This is a genomic window from Paenibacillus sp. FSL R7-0198 (assembly GCF_038000415.1).
GTDB lineage: Bacteria > Bacillota > Bacilli > Paenibacillales > Paenibacillaceae > Paenibacillus.
Genome location: NZ_JBBOCB010000001.1, coordinates 3,073,246 through 3,091,564, shown reverse-complemented (window position 1 = coordinate 3,091,564; position 18,319 = coordinate 3,073,246). Strand labels below are relative to the sequence as shown.

Here is an 18,319-nt window from a genome sequence, read left to right as displayed (position 1 = left end):
ATTTAAGGTAAATCTACTATTGCAGAGGTTAGGAGTAAGACAATGCAAGCTTTACTGTCTTGGATTTTGACTTTCCTATAGGAATCTCTTCGCCATTGTTCATTACTACATAGTTGGATCTAATTTTTAGTGCATGATTTATATTAATAATAAATGAACGATGAATGAGATAAAAGGGGTGTTGAAGTTCGGCTATACACTTCAGTAATGTACCTGTGAATAAAATAGTGCCTGACTTCGTTGTGATTTCAATATTGTTTGAGGAATTTTGGCATTTAATTGTTCTGATATAAATGATATCTGCGCACCTAACAAAAAGATAATCGCCATCAACTTTTACTGGAAAGAAAATAGACTTCAAGGAGCTTATATGCTTGCAAATGAGAAGCATTTTTTGTTCGAAAAAGGAGTAGTTTATTGGTTTTAGCCAGTATTGAAACGCTTGTACATCAAAGCTTCGCATTATGTATTCAATATAATTAGTATGGAAAACAATCAGAACTTCTTGATCATAGCATTTGCGAATCTTGGAAGCGATATCAATTCCATTACAGGCAGATAGCTTGATGTTCATTATAATGACTTGTGGTTTAATTTTGTCAGGATTCTTATAATGAGTAATCAGATCATCCTCTGAGGAAAAATTAATTAATTTAAAGCTGTAAGGCCCCTTATTCTCTAATCTTATAAAAAATTCATGTAGTTTTTTTAGATCTGTTTTATTTTCCTCATAAATACCTATCTGGAACAATTTAACTCAATCCCTTTCTTTTGAATTATAATAAGCCAATCTACTTTCCCTATATAGTACCATTAACATCAATAATTAAACAATAAACTCACTAATATCACAAAATTTTCCGTTTGACGCCATTTTTCCTCCATTCAACATGAATTTAAATTCAAATAAACGATAATATGTTACTCTACGGTTGTAGTTAATCAAACGAAAAGGTGGTGAGTCAACATGGCATGTCCAGGTGGAACAAGTTCTGTTGGTGTAGCTTACGGAACTGATTTCTGTACGCCAAATGGTTATTGTACTTGGGTACCTTGGGATAATAAATCTTCCCGAGTTCAGCATGTGTACGATGTCTGCAGAGACAGTTCAGGAAACACATCGCAATATTATACTCGTACTGATGACTTAGGATGTTGCTAGGCGGCAGTTCAAATGTGAATGGGACGGGTTCTTTCCGTCCCTTTTCTATTGTATCTCAGCATAAAGGAGAGAAGAGAAAATGAACATGGAGCACCGCAAGTTTTTCAAACATAATCATCGAACTTCATTAAGCATTGGGTCATACATAGACGATAACTTCATGTTAACCGAGACTTCAAGGGAGATGACATCTTTACCTAATGTGCTGTTTGTTGTGAGTTCAACTTGTTCATCGTGCAATATGGGTGCAATCGAAGAATTTATTCAAGATCAACAAGACCAATTCAAATTTACGCTGGTTACGGATAATTTGGAATCAACGTATATAAAAGAGCAGGAAAACATTCATATTTTAAAAAGAAATATTTTCGATTTTATTGACTCTATAGGCATACCTGGTGTTCCCTTTGTTGTTGGAATTAATAGAGTAAATCAAATTATAAGTGCAGGTCCTTCATCCACAATATCTGCCATTTACGATGTATTATCACCTTTTTTTGAGGTGGAGGAGAAATGAGGAGAATGCTGAACAGTAACTTAGAGTTGTTAAAAGTTGCTGATATAGTAAGAAAACACAATTGGAAAATTATAGTCATACACTTGGTGATGATGATTTTTCTTTCATTACAGGCCAACTTTAATGTGTATTTATCAGGGAAACTTCTGGATTTCTTAAACGAATCTGTTTTTAGTCAGGCCATTTTTATAATTATTTTAATTACGGTTTTTAATTTTCTTAAACAGTTTTTAAGCGAAGCGACGTCACTAATGGATGAAGAAGCGATGAATGAAATTATGATCAAACATGAGATGAAGATCTTGGACAAGATGCGATCATGCAATCTTATAGATCAAGAAAAGTCTGAATTCAAGAGCTCAATTAACATGGCCACCATGGGGATGGGAAAAATCTTCCCGCTGTTTTCCAATTCCTTTGGGGTACTTCAAAACGGTATAACCGCTATGATCGCGTTCTGGTATTTGGGTGTATCCTCCCTGTGGCTAGTCCTTTTTGTTGTTATTATTACGTGCAGCAAAACGTTTTTAATCTTTTATTTTACTCAGAAGAGAATTAGTACTAACCGGATTATTCAATCGAAATTAAGAGTGCCTCAGTATTTTTATAATGTATTAATAGATACCCAGACTCAAAAGGAATTGAAGGTATATGGTTCTTCGGATATACTTGTTAAAAAATGGAAAGATAGTTCGGAAGAAATCCAGAAAATCAGAAATTCTTTAAAAAAATACAGTATTAATTTTAATTTATTTAACTTTTCACTTTCCAATCTTGGTTTGGCTTTAGTTACCATACTTATTATCAATTATATGTCAAAAGGCCAACTATCTATTGGAGAGTATTTTGGATTGACTCTCTCACTTAATCTTGCAGACAACAGTATTTCCACATTATTAAGAAATATTTTTATGATCAAAGAAGACAAGAACTATGTTAAAAGTTACTTTTCATTCGTAGATGATAATCCAGATAGACAGGAAGCTGATCTAGGAGAGAATGAGAAAGTGGAATTTGTATTTGAGAATCAATTAACCATTAATAATTTGAGTTTTCGTTATACAAATTCGGAACGTTATGCGCTCCGAAATATCAATTTGTCTATTAACAAGGGGGATAAAGTTGTTATCTTCGGGGAAAACGGTTCGGGAAAAACGACATTTTTGAAACTTTTGTTGAAACTGTATGATTCTCCGGAGAAGACGATCGCTTTTGATAATATACCTTTGGAACAGATTCGCACGTCCTCACTTCATCAGGCTATGGTTGTTGTGTTTCAGGATTTCGTGAAATATATGATGACTATTCGTGAGAATGTGATCGTTTCCAATTCTAACAGAAGTGAAATAACGGATGCTCAGATCATTAAAGCATTAGGGGAATCGAGATTCCCAAAATTGGATAGATTCAGTAATCATATGGACACCAATCTTGGATATTTGACAGAACAATCTGTTTTTTTATCAGGTGGAGAGTGGCAGAAGCTTGCTCTTTCAAGGGTATATATTCGGGATGCAGAGCTACTTGTTTTTGATGAGCCGACCTCTGCACTTGATCCCAAGAGTGAGATTGAATTTTTTTCTTCCATTCTGACAGAGAAGGAAAAAACGGTTATTGTCGTTACTCATGATATAAACATTGCTGAACTGGCCGATACAATTGTTGTATTTAAAGATGGTGAAATTGCGGAAGTGGGTAATGCACAAGAACTTTACAAACGTGAAAATAGTGAATACAGAAACATCATTAATAAAAGAAATGAAATATTTAGTATGGAAAGGAAGTATGTATATGGATAATATTCCGGTAACAAAGGAGTACTTGAACTGGAATGGGGATCATGTTAGCTTTGAACCACAAGGGTCTAGGCTGTGTCTAATCTTCCTATCGCTTTATTGTCTTCGTTGCGTTGATCTGTTACCGCACATTGGAGATATTGTAACCACGCAATCCATGGATACCCGTTTTGTATTACTTGTTGACGGCGACTATGAAACGAATAAGGAAATGGTGGAATACTTTAATTGGAAAATGCCAGTAGTTCAAGTAGAATCTCAAGAGATGGGTACCCAGTTTGCAGTTTATGAAACACCTACTGTGCAAATTTATAGTGCAGATGGAATTCGGATTTCTTCGGGCATTGCAGATGAAGCCAAGGATGTACACTTTTATTTAGAAAGAGCCAGACTGGAGGGTGGAGTACTGTGATTACATCTCTAATCGTATGTGACACCATCCGGTTTAATCCAACAGAGCGATGCCATCACTTAGGCAAGTTAATCAATGAAACAGAAGTTCCAACGTTTCCGGCTATTTTGGAGTTACATATACTTGCGAGATTGTCCAAATCTGAAGTTAATCAACCGTACGAGCTTGAATTACAGTTTCTCGATGATAAAGGGCATATAAGGGGACTTACTGAAAAAAAGGTAGTCTATAATCACAGATCAGCCGAAAGGGTTCCAGGGGCAGACATCAATTTTATTATGAAAGGATTGGTTGTCAGAGGAGGGAATTACCAGGTTCGGCTATATATTAACGGCCATGCCAGTTACGATTATCCTATCCATGTGGCAATTACGGATATGAAAAGGAGTGGTTAACCATTTATTTCTATTTTAATATTGTAAAAAAATCAATTCAGAAAAACACAATGTTAACGGGGATACTTATTCTTAATCTGGCTATATCTTTGGCACTAGTTACTGTGATTTTCTCTTTTCTAAATACGGGTTATCAAAATATATCAGCAGGAGTAGAGCAATCCAAAAATCGGATTGTCGTGGATCTCAGAACACCGGTTTCTGTAAAGTCTCTTCCTGACTTGGAGAAAAAATGGAACGAAGTTCCTTCCCTTCAATGGACCTATCTCCTATCGAATGAAGATTATGTACAGACCAATGGGGCATCCGGACTGTATCACGTTTTTGGCGTTAACAAGGATTTTAAGTTACAAAAAGAACTTCCCGTGGATCAAATAGGACAAGATGAAGTGGTGATCTCCCGCAATGCTGCTGACAAGATGTTTTTAGGATTACAGGAAGAGGACATTATCGGACAAACGATTCAAATTGCTGATAAGCAATTGATGATTACTGCTATTGATCAATCCAGTTTGGTGGAGAACGTATATATTTCTATTGAAAACTTTTTTGAATTATATGGTAATAAAACGAATGTGGTTATGGGTGTTTTTATTTTTGGTCAAACGAGTGTAGAGACAGTTCAAGCAAAAGTTCTACCCACTCTTACTTCGTATAAGCCTAGTATTTCTAAACAGTCGCCAGAGGCAGAGAGACTTGGACAATTCTATAGCTTACTAATTTTGGCTATTGTTATCACAGCAGGTCTCATGCTTTATGTCGTGTTGAACTTTATTTATATTTTTTCCTTCAAAATAAGCAAAGACAAAAATAAGTGGGATATTTTGATGAAGTTAGGAGCTTCAAGAAAAGTATTGAAACGTGCAATATACGCTGAATCTGGGTTTGTAGTAATAGTGGCTTCATTACTGTCTGCTGTATTCACCTTTCTGGTATCCAAATATGTCGATATCGAAGGATTTCAACTAAAATTGAATTTACCCGTATTTATCATTCTAATTTTCACGGTCATATGCATCATTGTAATTACCGTTGAACAAACCTTGAAAAAAATATGGAACAATTTGTTTAAAGGAGCTGGAACCTGACGATGAGATACTTATTTGGTACAGCTTGGCGGATGGCAAGGAGAAGTTTAAAAACGACCCTGCTGATTAATATTCAATTTGTTTTCATATTTCTGTTCTTAATGATACTGATTGGCATGATTAGGGAACAGCAAAATGATTTGGATCAACTGGATCATGTCGTTGGTAAAAATACTTGGCTTATCCAGCCTACTGTTAGTAATGAGAAGGAAATTCCAAGTTGGAACATGGTGCAGGTGAGATGGCTTGAGGAACAATTTCCAGGGAAGATTGGTTTCTTAAATGCAGATTATTCAGAGATGGATAACGGAAGGATGACATATACAACGAATCAGTTATTATGGAATCTCATCAGCGATAATGAAGATTCGACTGAACTGCACCTAAATGCCGGAATTGCCGAGGAGATGGTGAAAATTATCAATCCTCCAAGTTGGCAAAATGCAAATGATGTTGTTTTCTTGAAGAGTACGGAACCAGTAGAGTCGACTCAATTGTCCGTATATTTATTCGATGTGAGTGATGAAGAAATTAGTGCTCATTCATTATCAACAAGGCTTTCCGAAATGGCTGACGGACAACACTTCAGAGTGGCACGTTTAATTGGAACAGAGAGACAAAATGTTGTCATAGAATCCATCTATACAAGTATCATTTTAGTGTTTGTTTCGTTATCTTCCATTCTTATTTTGACTTCTATGATGTCTTTTATCCTGGTCCGTTTCCTGAGCCAGTCAAGGAGTCTGACTATTTTTTATCTGTACGGTGCCACCCGGTGGGATTTGGCCATTATGGTGCTATTCTCTAATCTAATACTTATAGGACCTGCATTTTTAGTGGCTCTGTCAGTCCTATTATTGAGCTACTCCATTATACCAATAGCAGTAACTTCATCCTTAATTAGTGGCCTCCTATTATTTATATTTATCCTATTTTTCCTAACAGCTCCAGTTGTTCGGACAAATAGTAATTCGTTGAAAATAAATGAGATTTGAGGTGTTGATATGAAAGCTCTTATTGAAATGCAGAATGTCAGTAAAAGTTTTGTTGACCGGAATATAGATTCCCCTGTGTTCGAGAATGTAAATTTGACCCTTAATCATCGTGATTTTGTCTCTATATATGGAAGGTCCGGTTCTGGAAAAAGTACCCTCTTACATTTGGCAGGCTTGGTTGAGCATCCAACAAGTGGGATTATCAAATTAAATGGTCGCCAGATTAATGAGCTCAAGGAAAGTGAGTATGCACGAATACGCAATGAGAACATCGGGTTTGTATATCAGGATTTTAAATTGATAAACGATATGACGGTGCTGGAGAATGTTGAAATTCCACTTGCGTTATCTAAAGCAAAGCTTACTAAATCTCAGCGTAGAGAGCGCTGTCTTAGTATAATCAAGGAAGTTGAACTTTTGGGAAAAGAAAACGCCTACCCCTCTCAGTTGTCAGGTGGCCAAAAACAAAGAACGGCAATAGCCCGGGCTTTGGTGAATAATCCGACTCTGCTCTTGGCTGATGAGCCTACTGGTAATCTGGATTTTCAATCTGCCGAGAATATAATGAAACTTCTAAGTAAAATGTATGAAAAAGGGAATATGACTATTGTTATAGCAACACATGATGATTATGTGCAGCAATATACCACAAAGACAATTCGAATGGAAAATCTCGTTAGGGAGGGTGGTCCTTTTGAAGAATCTGTACTTTGACTATTGTTCTTCGACACCACTGTTTCCGTCAGTCCAAGAGGTTATACTTGATACGTATCAAAGAGTATATGCCAATTCTTCCTCAATGCATCTCCCTGGTAAAGAAGCTAATACATTAGTGAATGAATGCAGAGAGAGAATCGCGAAAATTTTAGGTGTAAAACAAAGAGAAGTGATTTTTACATCCGGAGCCACAGAGAGTAATAATCTTGCTTTGTTTGGTGTTGCCAATGTTGCTAAGAATAAGTTGTCCCATCCCATACACATCATTACGTCTTCTATCGAACATTCCTCCATATTTGAAAGTGCTGTTCATCTCAGTTCGGAAGGGGTGGAGGTGACTTTTCTACCAGTGAATAAATCAGGGATCGTGGAAGTGACAGACGTTCAGAGGGCGATTAAGAAAAATACTGTATTAGTTAGTATCATTCATGTAAACAACGAAACGGGTGCTATCCAGCCTGTCGAGGAAATCGGTTCTATGTTGAAATCAGAAGCACCTGGTGTATATTTTCATGTAGACGGGGTCCAGGCATTTGGAAAGTTAGATGTAAATCTAGAGAATATGGATTTGTATACTTTGTCTGGTCATAAAATAGGGGGACCAAAAGGAATAGGCATTCTCATGGTTAAAGACCATGTGGATATAGCTCCTATTCAGTATGGTGGAAAGCAGGAGTCAGGATTACGACCCGGAACAGTTAATGTGCCGGGTGTTACCGCAATTACAGAAGCAATGATCGTTACGATTTCCAAGCAAGCAAGCAGTATCGAAAAGTTAAAAAAGTTTCAAAATGAACTTCGTCATCATTTGAGTGATAACAGTGACATTATTATAAACAGTCCAGCAGGAGCGTTGTGCGCTCCCCATATTTTGAATTTGTCGTATCCAAAGTCTACTTCTGCCTTAATGTTGAATTTTTTAGGCAAAAACGGAATTCATCTTTCATCTCAATCCGCCTGTTCTTCAAAAGGAAATAAAATAAGTAGGGTGATCATGGAAATGTGTCAAGATCAACAAATTTCTTCCAGTAGCATAAGAATTAGCCTAAGTGCAGATCATTCGGAAGAGGACATTCAATATTTGCTTCAGTGTATTCTCGGAATGGTAAAAAGCATGTCAGAAAATAAAAAGTTCCCTACGATTCCTGTATAATTTAACTATATTTCATAAGACATCTCTACGCTGAGTCATCCTCTAGCAAAACAGCTTTTTAATGCGCAGTTCCCCAATCATCTGGATGATCTAGATTAAAATGAAGAGCGTATCCAAGGAATGACCGATTACGTGTAGCCAGTAACTGTGGCCTGTACATAAATCGGTCATTTGTCTAATGGATGACAAGTAGGGTGTGTCACAGTCTTACTCCGTTATTCCTCATCCATATTACCCATCTCCGTCAACACAACCGGCTGATAGCCGTTACGTCGATTCGACAACCACATGATACCGAATCCAACAGCGCCGATAAGCGAGAAGAATACGCCGATGCTATACATGATTTCCGCACCGAAGCTCTGGAACAACCAGCCGCCGAACAGACCGGCAATAACGCCCGAGAGACCGCCCCAGGCCATCGTATAGACCGCTTGACCGGAGGAACGGTAAGGCCTTGGAATGAACAGCATGGTCAGCTGCGTACCCACATAGAAGTACCCACCGAACGTAATGGAGTGCATCAGCTGAATGAATACAATCTCCATCGGGTTGATGGCCAGTGCCATGAGCTGCCAGCGCAGTGCAAACAGCAGACTGATCAAAATGAGAGATGCCAAGAGCATGCTCATCTTGCGTTTGAGTAGGCGGTCGAGCAGCAGGAATACGCCGACTTCAAGAATGGATGAGGTGAAGATGGCCCAGCCGACCATCTGTTTGTCGCCACCCATTTCTACAATATATAGTGACATAAAAGTACTGTTCATCGCATTAGGCACCGATACGAGTACACCCAGGCCGATAAATGCCATAAAATACGGATTGAACATGACTTTGCCAAACCGCCGAAAAGTAACCACGGGTGTATCCGAAGCAATCGGCTGTCTGGGTAAAAATACGGATAATACAAAGGCGGTGGCAATCATACACGCAAATATAATGGATACACTGCCGATGCCAAAACGGTCAATGAGCGGTCCGGCCGCGACGGCAGTCAGTGCCCAACCGAGTGAACCCCAGAGCCGGAATGACCCAAATTTCTGGGTTGTACCATCAATATATCCGAGAATCAGGCTATTGGTTTGAGCAAATAATGGACTTTGAAAAAAATAAAAGAAAATCATGGCTACATAGATCCATGTATACGTGGGCGCATAGAACACACCCTGGGCGAGCACAAATGTGCCTCCCATCATAATCATCAGAATGATGCGAATGTTGCGAGATTTATCGCTCCAGAAACCCCAGAACGGGTTGGCAAACAAGGATACAAAGGGTCCAATCGCCATCAGACTGCCAATCTCCAGTTTGGTCATGCCAATTTCTTGCAGATACAGCTGCAGGAATCCCGCAAAGATGGAGATGGCTCCATATATGAAAAAGTTATATAGTTTCAGAGAAACTAATGAGGTATTGCCTCTTGAAGGTACAGGTCTGTCCAATTAAGCCATTCCTTTCAAATGCATATTGTTCAATGTATCATTTGTTGAAAGGGGATTCAATCTATAGAAAATGTTGATCGATTGATATAACAAGCCCACATCGTTACCAGGAGGGAGCAAGACATCATGAACACAAGGGAATGGACAGGCATCATATTGGCAGGAGGTTTATCCAGCCGCATGGGGACCAACAAGGCCATGCTGGAACTGAACGGTTCCCTCGTACTACAACATGTCACGAAGGCCATGAGACCCGCCGTATCCCGTATCATCGTGGCTGCCGGACCCAATGTGACAACCTATGGTGCAATGGGCTACAACTGCGTTCAGGATCTCTATCCGGGGAAGGGGCCACTCGCCGGTCTTCACGCGGCACTGGAAGCTTCCGATACAGACTGGAATCTGGTATGCGCCTGCGATATGCCGCTCCTGCAAACGTCTTTCTTTGATGGAATAAAAAAACTGGTCGAATCGCATAACTCTTATTCTGCTATCGTTCCACGCGTGGATGGACATGTCCACCCTCTTGCAGGGGCTTACCACAAACGAGTGCTTCCTGATCTCGAGCAGCGTCTGATACAGGATCATCTTCGAGTTATGAGATGGCTTGAAGAGATCGGTTGCTGTTATGTCGAAGCGGAAGAGCTTGAGAGAGCTGGCGTTCATAAACTAGCGATGCAAATGAGTAATATGAACACGCCGGAAGAGTACGAACGTATCCGTAATCAAGATTCTGGACTCGATTCCGATCTGTAGGATACAGGATCACCTGATGCATCTGCATGATGATTGCGATATTGAAGCGGGCTTTGGCCTGTCCAACGTTTGAATTGTCTGCTGAAATGGGACAGATGGGTGTAACCGAGCTTCCACGCAATTTCCCCGAGCGACAGCTCTGGCTGTTCGATCAGTACTTTGGCCTCCTGCAACTTCAGGCTGGAAAGGTAAGCCCTGGGTGATCGCCCGTACACCTTGCGAAAGACCTGTAAACCATATCCCGGGCTGATGCCAAACGAGGATATAATCTGCTCTACTTTGACCGTGGATACACTGCTTTCCTTGGTACGAAGCTGGGCATGGAATGCCTGCTTGATCGCCTCCGCTATAGCTCCCGCATAATGCATGGCTGTTGGAGCTGGTGCATGTGAAGCAGCAACGGAAGTGGTGGTCTCCGGTTCATTGTCAGCGGCTTGGGACAACAGGGCGAACAGTTCAAACATGCGGGCCTGCATGATCATTTTGTCAGTGGACGTGTAGGCTTCAGATACGTTAATCATCCCCATCCAACTCTCCAGTACAACGCGCATCTTCTTATTATCAGCTGTATCTGCTGCGTAGATTTGACTATGCTGTGACATCAGCTTTAGGGTGAAGACGGGATCATCCACATTAAAATGAGCGCTAAAATAAGTCATGCCTTCCGTGGATACACATTGATTCGTATGTTTGAACCCGGGAGGAATGAGAAGAATGGAACCTGCCTCCACAGTATAGATATAACCATGAATCACACTCTCCTGCGTACCTTCGATGATCAACATAATCTCAAAGCCCGGATGTGATTCTTCCGGCATCGCCCATCCATAGGGTACTTGTTGGCTGTGCGCACCATAAAATTTGATGTTACAGTCGATAATAGGTAGCCAGTGGGCCAGCGTATGGTGAGGCATTTCTCGGAGCTGTGATCGGATATCCATCATATTCACCTCGGAAAAGGGTAAAAACAACTTGCCTTATACAATCGGCACTCGTAGTATACTTCATTATAATCAGTTTAACGCGGGCATGGATATTCCATGGAACACATCAGCGTTTGAAGTGGCTGAACAATCGAAGTTCTTCAACCGATAATAATGTAAACGCTACCATTGTGGATTGGAATATGTCAACTCTTGCACACGTCAAGATCATTAAATTTTCCACCTAAAAAGGAGATTAAATCATGGACAAATTATTATATGGTGTAGCCTACTATGATGAATATATGCCTTACGAAAGATTGGACAAGGACATTCAGATGATGAAGGATGCAGGGATCAATGTGGTCCGCATTGCAGAATCAACCTGGAGTACCCATGAACCGCAGAATGGCGTATTTGACTTCTCTTCCGTAGACCGTGTGCTGGATGCCATGCATGAGGCGGGGATTCAGGTCATCGTTGGCACACCAACGTATGCTGTTCCAACGTGGATGGTAAAGGAACACCCGGACGTTCTGGCTACAACCTCACAGGGACCTGGTAAATACGGCGCAAGACAGATCATGGATATTACCCATCCAACCTATCTATTCTATGCCGAGCGGATCATCCGCAAGCTGATCTCTCGGGTAAGCACACATCCAGCGGTAATTGGATATCAGACAGATAACGAGACGAAGCATTACAATACGGCCGGAGATAATGTACAACTGCAATTCGTCAAATATATGCGGAACAAGTTCAGTTCTCTGGATGAACTCAACAAGGAATTTGGCCTCGACTACTGGAGCAATCGAATCAATAGCTGGGAAGACTTCCCGTCTGTTGTAGGAACGATCAACGGTAGTCTGGGCGCTGAATTTGCCAAGTTCCAGCGACAGCTGGTAACCAACTTTTTGGCTTGGCAAGTGGGGATCGTGAATGAATACAAACAGGAAGGACAGTTTGTTACCCAGAACTTTGACTTCGATTGGCGTGGATATTCCTACGGTATTCAAGGGGATGTGGATCATTTTGCAGCATCGAAACCTTTTGACATCACTAGTGTGGACATCTACCATCCTTCCCAGGATGATCTGACGGGCATCGAGATTTCATTCGGCGGCGATGTGGCGCGTTCAACCAAACAATCGAACTATCTGGTACTGGAGACCGAAGCGCAGGCGTTCTGGCATTGGGTTCCGTATCCGGGACAGCTGCGTTTGCAGGCTTTCAGTCATCTGGCATCAGGAGCGAACATGGTCGCTTACTGGCACTGGCATTCGTTGCACAATTCGTTTGAGACGTATTGGAAGGGATTGCTCAGTCATGACTTTGAACCGAATCCGGTGTACAACGAAGCAAAGACGATTGGTAGGGATTTTGCCCGACTCAGTCCTAAGCTCGTGAATCTGAAGAAAAAGAATCGGGTGGCTGTGCTGTTCAGCAATGAGGCGCTGACATCAATTAAGTGGTTTGGGTTTAACTTCACCAGTGACAAGAACTACAATGACGTGGTGCGCTGGATGTACGATGAATTGTATAAAATGAATATTGGCTGTGACCTCATCGACCCATCGGTTGAGAGTTATGCGGAATATGATGTGCTCGTTGTACCTGCTTTGTATGCTGCTTCGGATGCATTGCTGGAAAAATTAAATCAATTCGTACAGGATGGCGGACATATCGTCTACTCGTTCAAAAGCGGATTCACAAATGAGCATATCAAGGTACGCTCTACCCGCCAGCCTGGCCTGATCAGTGAGGCATGTGGAATTAGCTACAACCTTTTTGTAGAACCAAAACATGTGTCACTGCGGGAGAATCCATTTGGAGTTGGTGAAGAGCAGAACCAGATTCATACCTGGATGGAACTGATTACACCAACAACGGCTGAAGTACTTGCTTGGTATGATCATCCACATTGGGGTGAATATGCGGCAATTACCCAGAATGCCTATGGAAAAGGCAAAGCAACCTATGTCGGCTGTTATACCAGTTCTGCGGTGATCCGTAAGGTATTGGAACGTGTCATGAAGGAAGCGGGCGTGTGGGGAGCTGATCAGGAGCTGGCTTTTCCTATCATTGTGAAGACAGGTGTGAACGATCAAGGGAACACAATTCGCTACTATTTCAATTATGCGGATGAGGCAACATCCTTTGTGAATGCTTATGGAGAAGGAACTGAACTTCTGGCAGGAACTCCGATTGCTGAAGGAGAGAAGATCGAACTGGAGCCATGGGGCATACGGATCATTGAACAATAATAGGAAATAATAAATATAGGTATATAAGTTGGATTTAACATGTGCACGTTAACGGAGAGGGCAGAAATAACCTGAGGAAGCGACGCGTTCGCCTTTATCAACGGATTTTTCCCTTAGAAAAAGGGAATCAAAAAAATCCGGTGATAACAGCGATCAGAAGGTTGTTCTGACCACGTAGTGATCTCGTGTAACCATTCAATCTATTGTATAACGTGATATTTTAACATTTCCAAACGAATATAAAGACCAAAGCGCCCTCGGCTTCCATGCTGGGGCGTTTGTCTATTTTAGCTCAGGAGTGGATGCGCTGTGTTTACCGAATGTTATCGGAAGCTGATAGATCCTTTTAAACGCAGCATTCGCAATAAATTAATTCTTACCATGACGCTGCTGGCTGTTCTGCCCGTCATTGCCATGACCGCTATGGCAGCCGAGAATACCCGCTCTTCCATGGAAGAGGAGATTATGGAGACCAACCGAGCCAATATGAATTGGGCCTCCATCTATCTGGGTGAACAGTTCGCCCGCATGAACAATATTATCTATTCGATTCAGATCAGTGACGAATTGCATCAATATCTGGCGTTGAACCAGGAAGCACCGGCAGCCAGCCGATTCGATGAACAGAAGGCCATGTTCAATATGCTGAACAGTGTATACTATTCTGCTGGCAATTATGTATTTGGCGTTGAATTGTATCTGAAGGAATTGGACACCTTGTTCACCTTCAACTCCATGGATTCTCGCATCAAGGCGGTATCGGAAATACCGGAAGGGTATCATGAGCTTTTTGCACAACATAAAGATTTTACGATTATCAATGATCCGGACGATCCGCAGAAGTTTCACATGACCCGCAGTATGAACCGCTTTGAGGATCAGGCACAGATCGGCGCCATCAGTTTGGAGGTCAAGTGGGCTGAGTTCAACCAGACCCTGGAGCTGCTGGATAGCCGGGGAGACTATGCGGTATACATTGCTGATAGCGCGGGTAGTCCGGTCTATCAGCCAAATCAAGAGATTCAGCCTTCTGCAGAAGCACTAGAGAAATTGGCAGGTACAAAAGAAAGTTCGGGGTTTATCCGTACAGCCAAGGAATACGTATTCTTTCATTCCATTGAGCCGTCAGGACTGCGTGTGATCAAGATTGTACCTGCCCATGTCATTAATGAAAGTGCCTTGGAAACGATGAAATACGGATTGGTTGTGGGTGGCCTGGCAACCGTCATTTCTGTGGGTCTGGCTGTATTCGTGGCCTGGCGCACATCAAAGCCCATTGTCAGACTGGCGAATTCCATGAAGGGTATTCAGCTGATCAAGGACAGGGAAGTGGTACGAAGCGGCCGGGTAGATGAGATTGGTCTGCTGGAGAAAAATCTGCACGGCATGGCTAGTCGTATTCGGGAACATATTCGCGACAACTACCTAATGAATCTTGAGAAGCAGACGGCCGAGCTCAAAGCACTGCAATCCCAGATCCATCCGCATTTCCTGCAAAATACGTTGCAGATGATTGGCGGCATGGTCTACTCGCAAAAACCGGCAGACAGTTACAAAGTCATTCGAGCCTTAAGCGAGATGTTTCGTTATATTGTGCGCGCGCCGGATGGACTTGTCCCTCTACAGTCTGAACTCGATCAGTTGGAGCATTATATGCTGATTCAGAAGCAACGTTTTGCCGGCAGGCTTGAATATACCCTGGAGATTACCGGGGAACTTCGGGCATGTTATATTCCCAAGTTGTCTTTGCAACCCATTGTGGAGAACGCATTTTTACATGGATTGGAGAAGAAACCGGGCGAGTGGAAGCTGGGCATTGAAGTCGTCTGTGAACCTACAGATGTAACCATTCGAATTCGTGATAACGGCGTGGGTATGGATGCTGAGAAACTAACGGAGATGCAATCCAGACTGGAGCGGCTTACCTTGCAGGCAGATCGGGTGTGGAGTTCAGGTACAAGTATTGGACTGGTCAATGCTGCCTCACGAATTATAATGCATTTTGGACCTGAATATGGGATGAGCATGGAAAGTGAATACGGACAGGGGACAAGCGTTACGGTACGAATCCCCTGCAATACAGGAGGCGAAGCCTTGTGAACAAAGAACTGTACAGAGTGCTGTTAGTGGACGATGAACCGTGGAACCGGGATATTTTGCGCAACCTGGGAGATTGGAATGAACTCGGCATGACCGTTGCAGGTGAGGCAGAGGATGGTGAGCAGGCCATACAACTGGTCAAGCAGCATCAGCCTCACATTATCATTACGGATATGCGCATGCCCGGTACAGACGGTGTGGAGCTGCTACAGACGCTGAGCGGACAGTACCCACAGATCAAGGTGATCGTGGTGAGTGGATATGACGACTTCAATTATGCAAAACATGCGATCCGCCATCGGGCTGCAGATTATCTGCTCAAACCGGTGAATCCGGATGAACTGAATGGTGTACTTGCCAAATGTGCAAAAGAGTTGGAAAAGGTTGAATCAGCGCCTGAATCATGGGAATCGTATCCTTCTACGTTCGCAGGTGAGTTCTCCCTGTTTCAGCAGCAGGCTCGCTTGCGGTTTAATGACCTGAACGTTCAGAGTCTGCGTGAGTGGTTCCAACAATTGCAGCAGAAGCTGGAACGATGCGAGATTAACAGACCTCGGCAGCTTGGAAGGGTGGCTAATGAACTACAGGCTTTGTTGGATGAACTGTGCGTCTCCAATGGCTTGTACGAGCGGCCCGAAGCAACGGCGCTACCTCCTTCAACAGCGCTGGCTTCCATCGAATCCACGATCACATGGATTTCGGCTCCGTACTATCAGGCTTTGGAGCAGCTGATTGCACAGCGTAAATTCAAAAACAAGCTGAACCTGAATGAGGTGAAGCAATACATTGAGCAGCACTGTATGGAGATGATCACGCTGGAGCAACTCGCCCAGATCTTTTTTGTCAGTAAGGAATATCTCAGCAAGGTGTTCAAGAAAGAGTACGATGTGAACGTGACCGACTATGTTGTCCAATTACGTATGACGCGAGCGAAGGAATGGGTGATGGACGAACAGATTCCGTTCAAGCATATTGCCGAGATGGCGGGTTATGAAGATGTGTCCTACTTCTATCGAGTGTTTAAGAAGCATTTCGGAGTTTCACCGGGAGAGATGCGGAAGGGACAACCTCGCATGTGAGGCAATTCAGGCAGTAGCACGGAATGAGCCGTTTGAGAGAGCATTTGCGGCTGGATTAAGGTTTAAAATAATCCAATACACAAGTCTAATTTTGTCCAATGAAGCGCTTTCATTTCTTGATATATAATGAGCCTATGAAAGACAAACCAGTTACACACCGGGAGGTCATAAGAGATGAAAGTATGGAAAAGCGTAGCAAGTGCGGTACTGGTCAGTGTTCTGCTCGCAGGTTGCGGTTCCAATGCAGGAACGGACAATGGGCAGGAGGAATCGGCGTCAGGCAGCACGGTATCACTCAAAGTATTCGTTGCACAACCTCGGCTGAAAGAACATTACGATAAATATATAGAACAGTTCAAAGCCAAGGAGAAAGCAGAGAAAAACATTGAGGTGAACGTGCAACTGGAGATGCCGCCAGCGGACAATGCCCCTCAGATTCTGAAGACTCGCCTCGCCTCCAATGATGCACCGGATGTGTTCGCCCTGCATGCAGTCAATGAGATTCCACCATTCAGCAAAGCTGGTTATCTGGAAGACCTGTCGGGCCAACCTTTTGTCGATAAGCTGCTGGATTCGGTTAAACCTTCCATAACGGATGCGGAGGGCAAAATCGTAGCTGTTCCATTGGAAACAGTATCATGGGGCTATCTGTACAATAAAGATATTTTTAAAGAGCAAGGGCTGGAAGTGCCAACGACTTTAACGGAAATGAAAGCGGTCGTGGAGAAACTCAAAGCAGCCAACATTACACCGTTTGAACTGTCCTACAAAGAAGCCTGGATTCCGCAATTATTCCTGCCACTTACCGTGGGTGCATTAACTCAGTCTGAGCACAAAGACTTCGTGGAGAAGATGAATCAGGATCAGGGCTCCTTCTCCGATATGAAAGCATTGTTCGATATCTTCGATCTCGTCAATGCCAATGGAACGGACAAAGCGCTGGAAGTGGGCGGAGATGATGGTTCAGCAGCCTTTGCATCAGGAAGCGCCGCGATGTGGATTCAGGGACCATGGTTTGCCGAAACGATTCTGAAGTCCAACCCGGACTTTAACTTTGGTGTAGCACCAATGCCGATCAATGACAATCCGGATGATACCAAAATCAATCTGAGCACCTCCACTTCACTGGCAGTATCGTCATCTAGCAAAAACAAAGAAGTGGCACTGGATTTCGTGAACTACATTCTCGATGACAAGGATTCAAGCGCATTCTACGAAGCACTCAAGTTTAATCCGATTGCCAAGATCCATGACTTCAAGAGCTTCCCGTGGGTAGACGATGCCCAGAAATATGTGAGTGAAGGTAAAGCTTATGAGGACCCATCTCTTCCTCAAGCGGTGAAAGACGAGTCAGGCAAAGCGTTGCAAGGCTACTACTCTGGGCAATTAAATCAACAGCAGGTTATCGATGCGCTCGACAAGGCGTGGAAATCCTACAATAAAGTCAACAAGTAAGGAGTTGCGAGAAATTTAGTACCTGCTTTTGTTGGCAAAATCTCAACGGTTTTGGGAGTTTT

General features: G+C 42.5%; 16 protein-coding genes. 13 read left to right on the top strand and 3 right to left on the bottom strand.

The features are described 5' to 3' along the window. Nucleotides 1-28 precede the first annotated feature (28 nt). Complete coding sequence (locus tag MKY87_RS13320; RefSeq protein WP_339788340.1) at nucleotides 29-751, bottom strand: LytR/AlgR family response regulator transcription factor; 723 nt, start codon at nucleotides 749-751, stop codon at nucleotides 29-31. A 496-nt stretch (nucleotides 752-1,247) separates the two neighbouring features. Between MKY87_RS13320 and MKY87_RS13315 the strand changes: the two genes are divergently transcribed. From MKY87_RS13315 to MKY87_RS13285, 8 genes are read left to right on the top strand one after another with little or no spacing between them, the layout of a single operon-like run. Beyond that, the gene (locus MKY87_RS13315; protein WP_340964822.1) at nucleotides 1,248-1,679 is read left to right on the top strand and encodes a hypothetical protein; all 432 of its coding nucleotides are present in this window, start codon (nucleotides 1,248-1,250) and stop codon (nucleotides 1,677-1,679) included. 5 nt (nucleotides 1,680-1,684) lie between these two features. Next, on the top strand, nucleotides 1,685-3,478 hold the full coding sequence (locus tag MKY87_RS13310; RefSeq protein WP_339788345.1) for an ABC transporter ATP-binding protein: 1,794 nt from the start codon (nucleotides 1,685-1,687) through the stop codon (nucleotides 3,476-3,478). After that, a complete protein-coding gene (locus MKY87_RS13305; protein WP_340964820.1) occupies nucleotides 3,471-3,887 on the top strand; it encodes a hypothetical protein in 417 nt (138 codons plus the stop codon). The genes MKY87_RS13310 and MKY87_RS13305 overlap by 8 nt, the downstream gene beginning before the upstream one ends. Beyond that, entirely contained in the window at nucleotides 3,884-4,282 is a 399-nt protein-coding gene (locus tag MKY87_RS30750) for a DUF6941 family protein (protein ID WP_445259862.1), read from the top strand. The genes MKY87_RS13305 and MKY87_RS30750 overlap by 4 nt, the downstream gene beginning before the upstream one ends. Before the next feature lie 50 nt (nucleotides 4,283-4,332). Continuing rightward, nucleotides 4,333-5,370, top strand: coding sequence for an ABC transporter permease (locus tag MKY87_RS13300; RefSeq protein WP_340964818.1), 1,038 nt, complete (start codon nucleotides 4,333-4,335; stop codon nucleotides 5,368-5,370). Nucleotides 5,371-5,372: 2 nt separating this feature from the next. After that, nucleotides 5,373-6,365, top strand: a complete 993-nt coding sequence (locus MKY87_RS13295) for a hypothetical protein (RefSeq protein WP_339788352.1) — start codon at nucleotides 5,373-5,375, stop codon at nucleotides 6,363-6,365. A 9-nt stretch (nucleotides 6,366-6,374) separates the two neighbouring features. Then, nucleotides 6,375-7,079, top strand: a complete 705-nt coding sequence (locus tag MKY87_RS13290) for an ABC transporter ATP-binding protein (protein WP_211083982.1) — start codon at nucleotides 6,375-6,377, stop codon at nucleotides 7,077-7,079. Then, nucleotides 7,060-8,235, top strand: coding sequence for a cysteine desulfurase family protein (locus MKY87_RS13285; protein WP_340964815.1), 1,176 nt, complete (start codon nucleotides 7,060-7,062; stop codon nucleotides 8,233-8,235). The genes MKY87_RS13290 and MKY87_RS13285 overlap by 20 nt, the downstream gene beginning before the upstream one ends. A gap of 215 nt (nucleotides 8,236-8,450) precedes the next feature. Here MKY87_RS13285 and MKY87_RS13280 read toward each other — a convergent pair whose 3' ends face one another. After that, complete coding sequence (locus tag MKY87_RS13280; protein WP_339788358.1) at nucleotides 8,451-9,677, bottom strand: MFS transporter; 1,227 nt, start codon at nucleotides 9,675-9,677, stop codon at nucleotides 8,451-8,453. Nucleotides 9,678-9,803: 126 nt separating this feature from the next. Between MKY87_RS13280 and mobA the strand changes: the two genes are divergently transcribed. After that, nucleotides 9,804-10,433, top strand: a complete 630-nt coding sequence (gene mobA / locus MKY87_RS13275; protein ID WP_340964812.1) for a molybdenum cofactor guanylyltransferase — start codon at nucleotides 9,804-9,806, stop codon at nucleotides 10,431-10,433. Here mobA and MKY87_RS13270 read toward each other — a convergent pair. Then, a complete protein-coding gene (locus MKY87_RS13270; RefSeq protein ID WP_340967436.1) occupies nucleotides 10,403-11,377 on the bottom strand; it encodes an AraC family transcriptional regulator in 975 nt (324 codons plus the stop codon). The two genes, mobA and MKY87_RS13270, sit on opposite strands and share 31 nt — an antisense overlap. 242 nt (nucleotides 11,378-11,619) lie before the next feature. Between MKY87_RS13270 and MKY87_RS13265 the strand changes: the two genes are divergently transcribed. The 4 genes from MKY87_RS13265 to MKY87_RS13250 all read left to right on the top strand — a co-directional run bounded on the left by MKY87_RS13265 (nucleotide 11,620) and on the right by MKY87_RS13250 (nucleotide 18,257). After that, a complete protein-coding gene (locus MKY87_RS13265; RefSeq protein ID WP_340964810.1) occupies nucleotides 11,620-13,623 on the top strand; it encodes a beta-galactosidase in 2,004 nt (667 codons plus the stop codon). 309 nt (nucleotides 13,624-13,932) lie between these two features. After that, nucleotides 13,933-15,723 (top strand): sensor histidine kinase, encoded by a 1,791-nt coding sequence (locus MKY87_RS13260; RefSeq protein WP_340964807.1) that lies wholly within the window; start codon nucleotides 13,933-13,935, stop codon nucleotides 15,721-15,723. Then, entirely contained in the window at nucleotides 15,720-16,802 is a 1,083-nt protein-coding gene (locus MKY87_RS13255; RefSeq protein WP_340964805.1) for a response regulator, read from the top strand. The genes MKY87_RS13260 and MKY87_RS13255 overlap by 4 nt, the downstream gene beginning before the upstream one ends. Before the next feature lie 174 nt (nucleotides 16,803-16,976). Next, nucleotides 16,977-18,257 (top strand): ABC transporter substrate-binding protein, encoded by a 1,281-nt coding sequence (locus MKY87_RS13250; protein WP_340964802.1) that lies wholly within the window; start codon nucleotides 16,977-16,979, stop codon nucleotides 18,255-18,257. Nucleotides 18,258-18,319 lie beyond the last annotated feature (62 nt).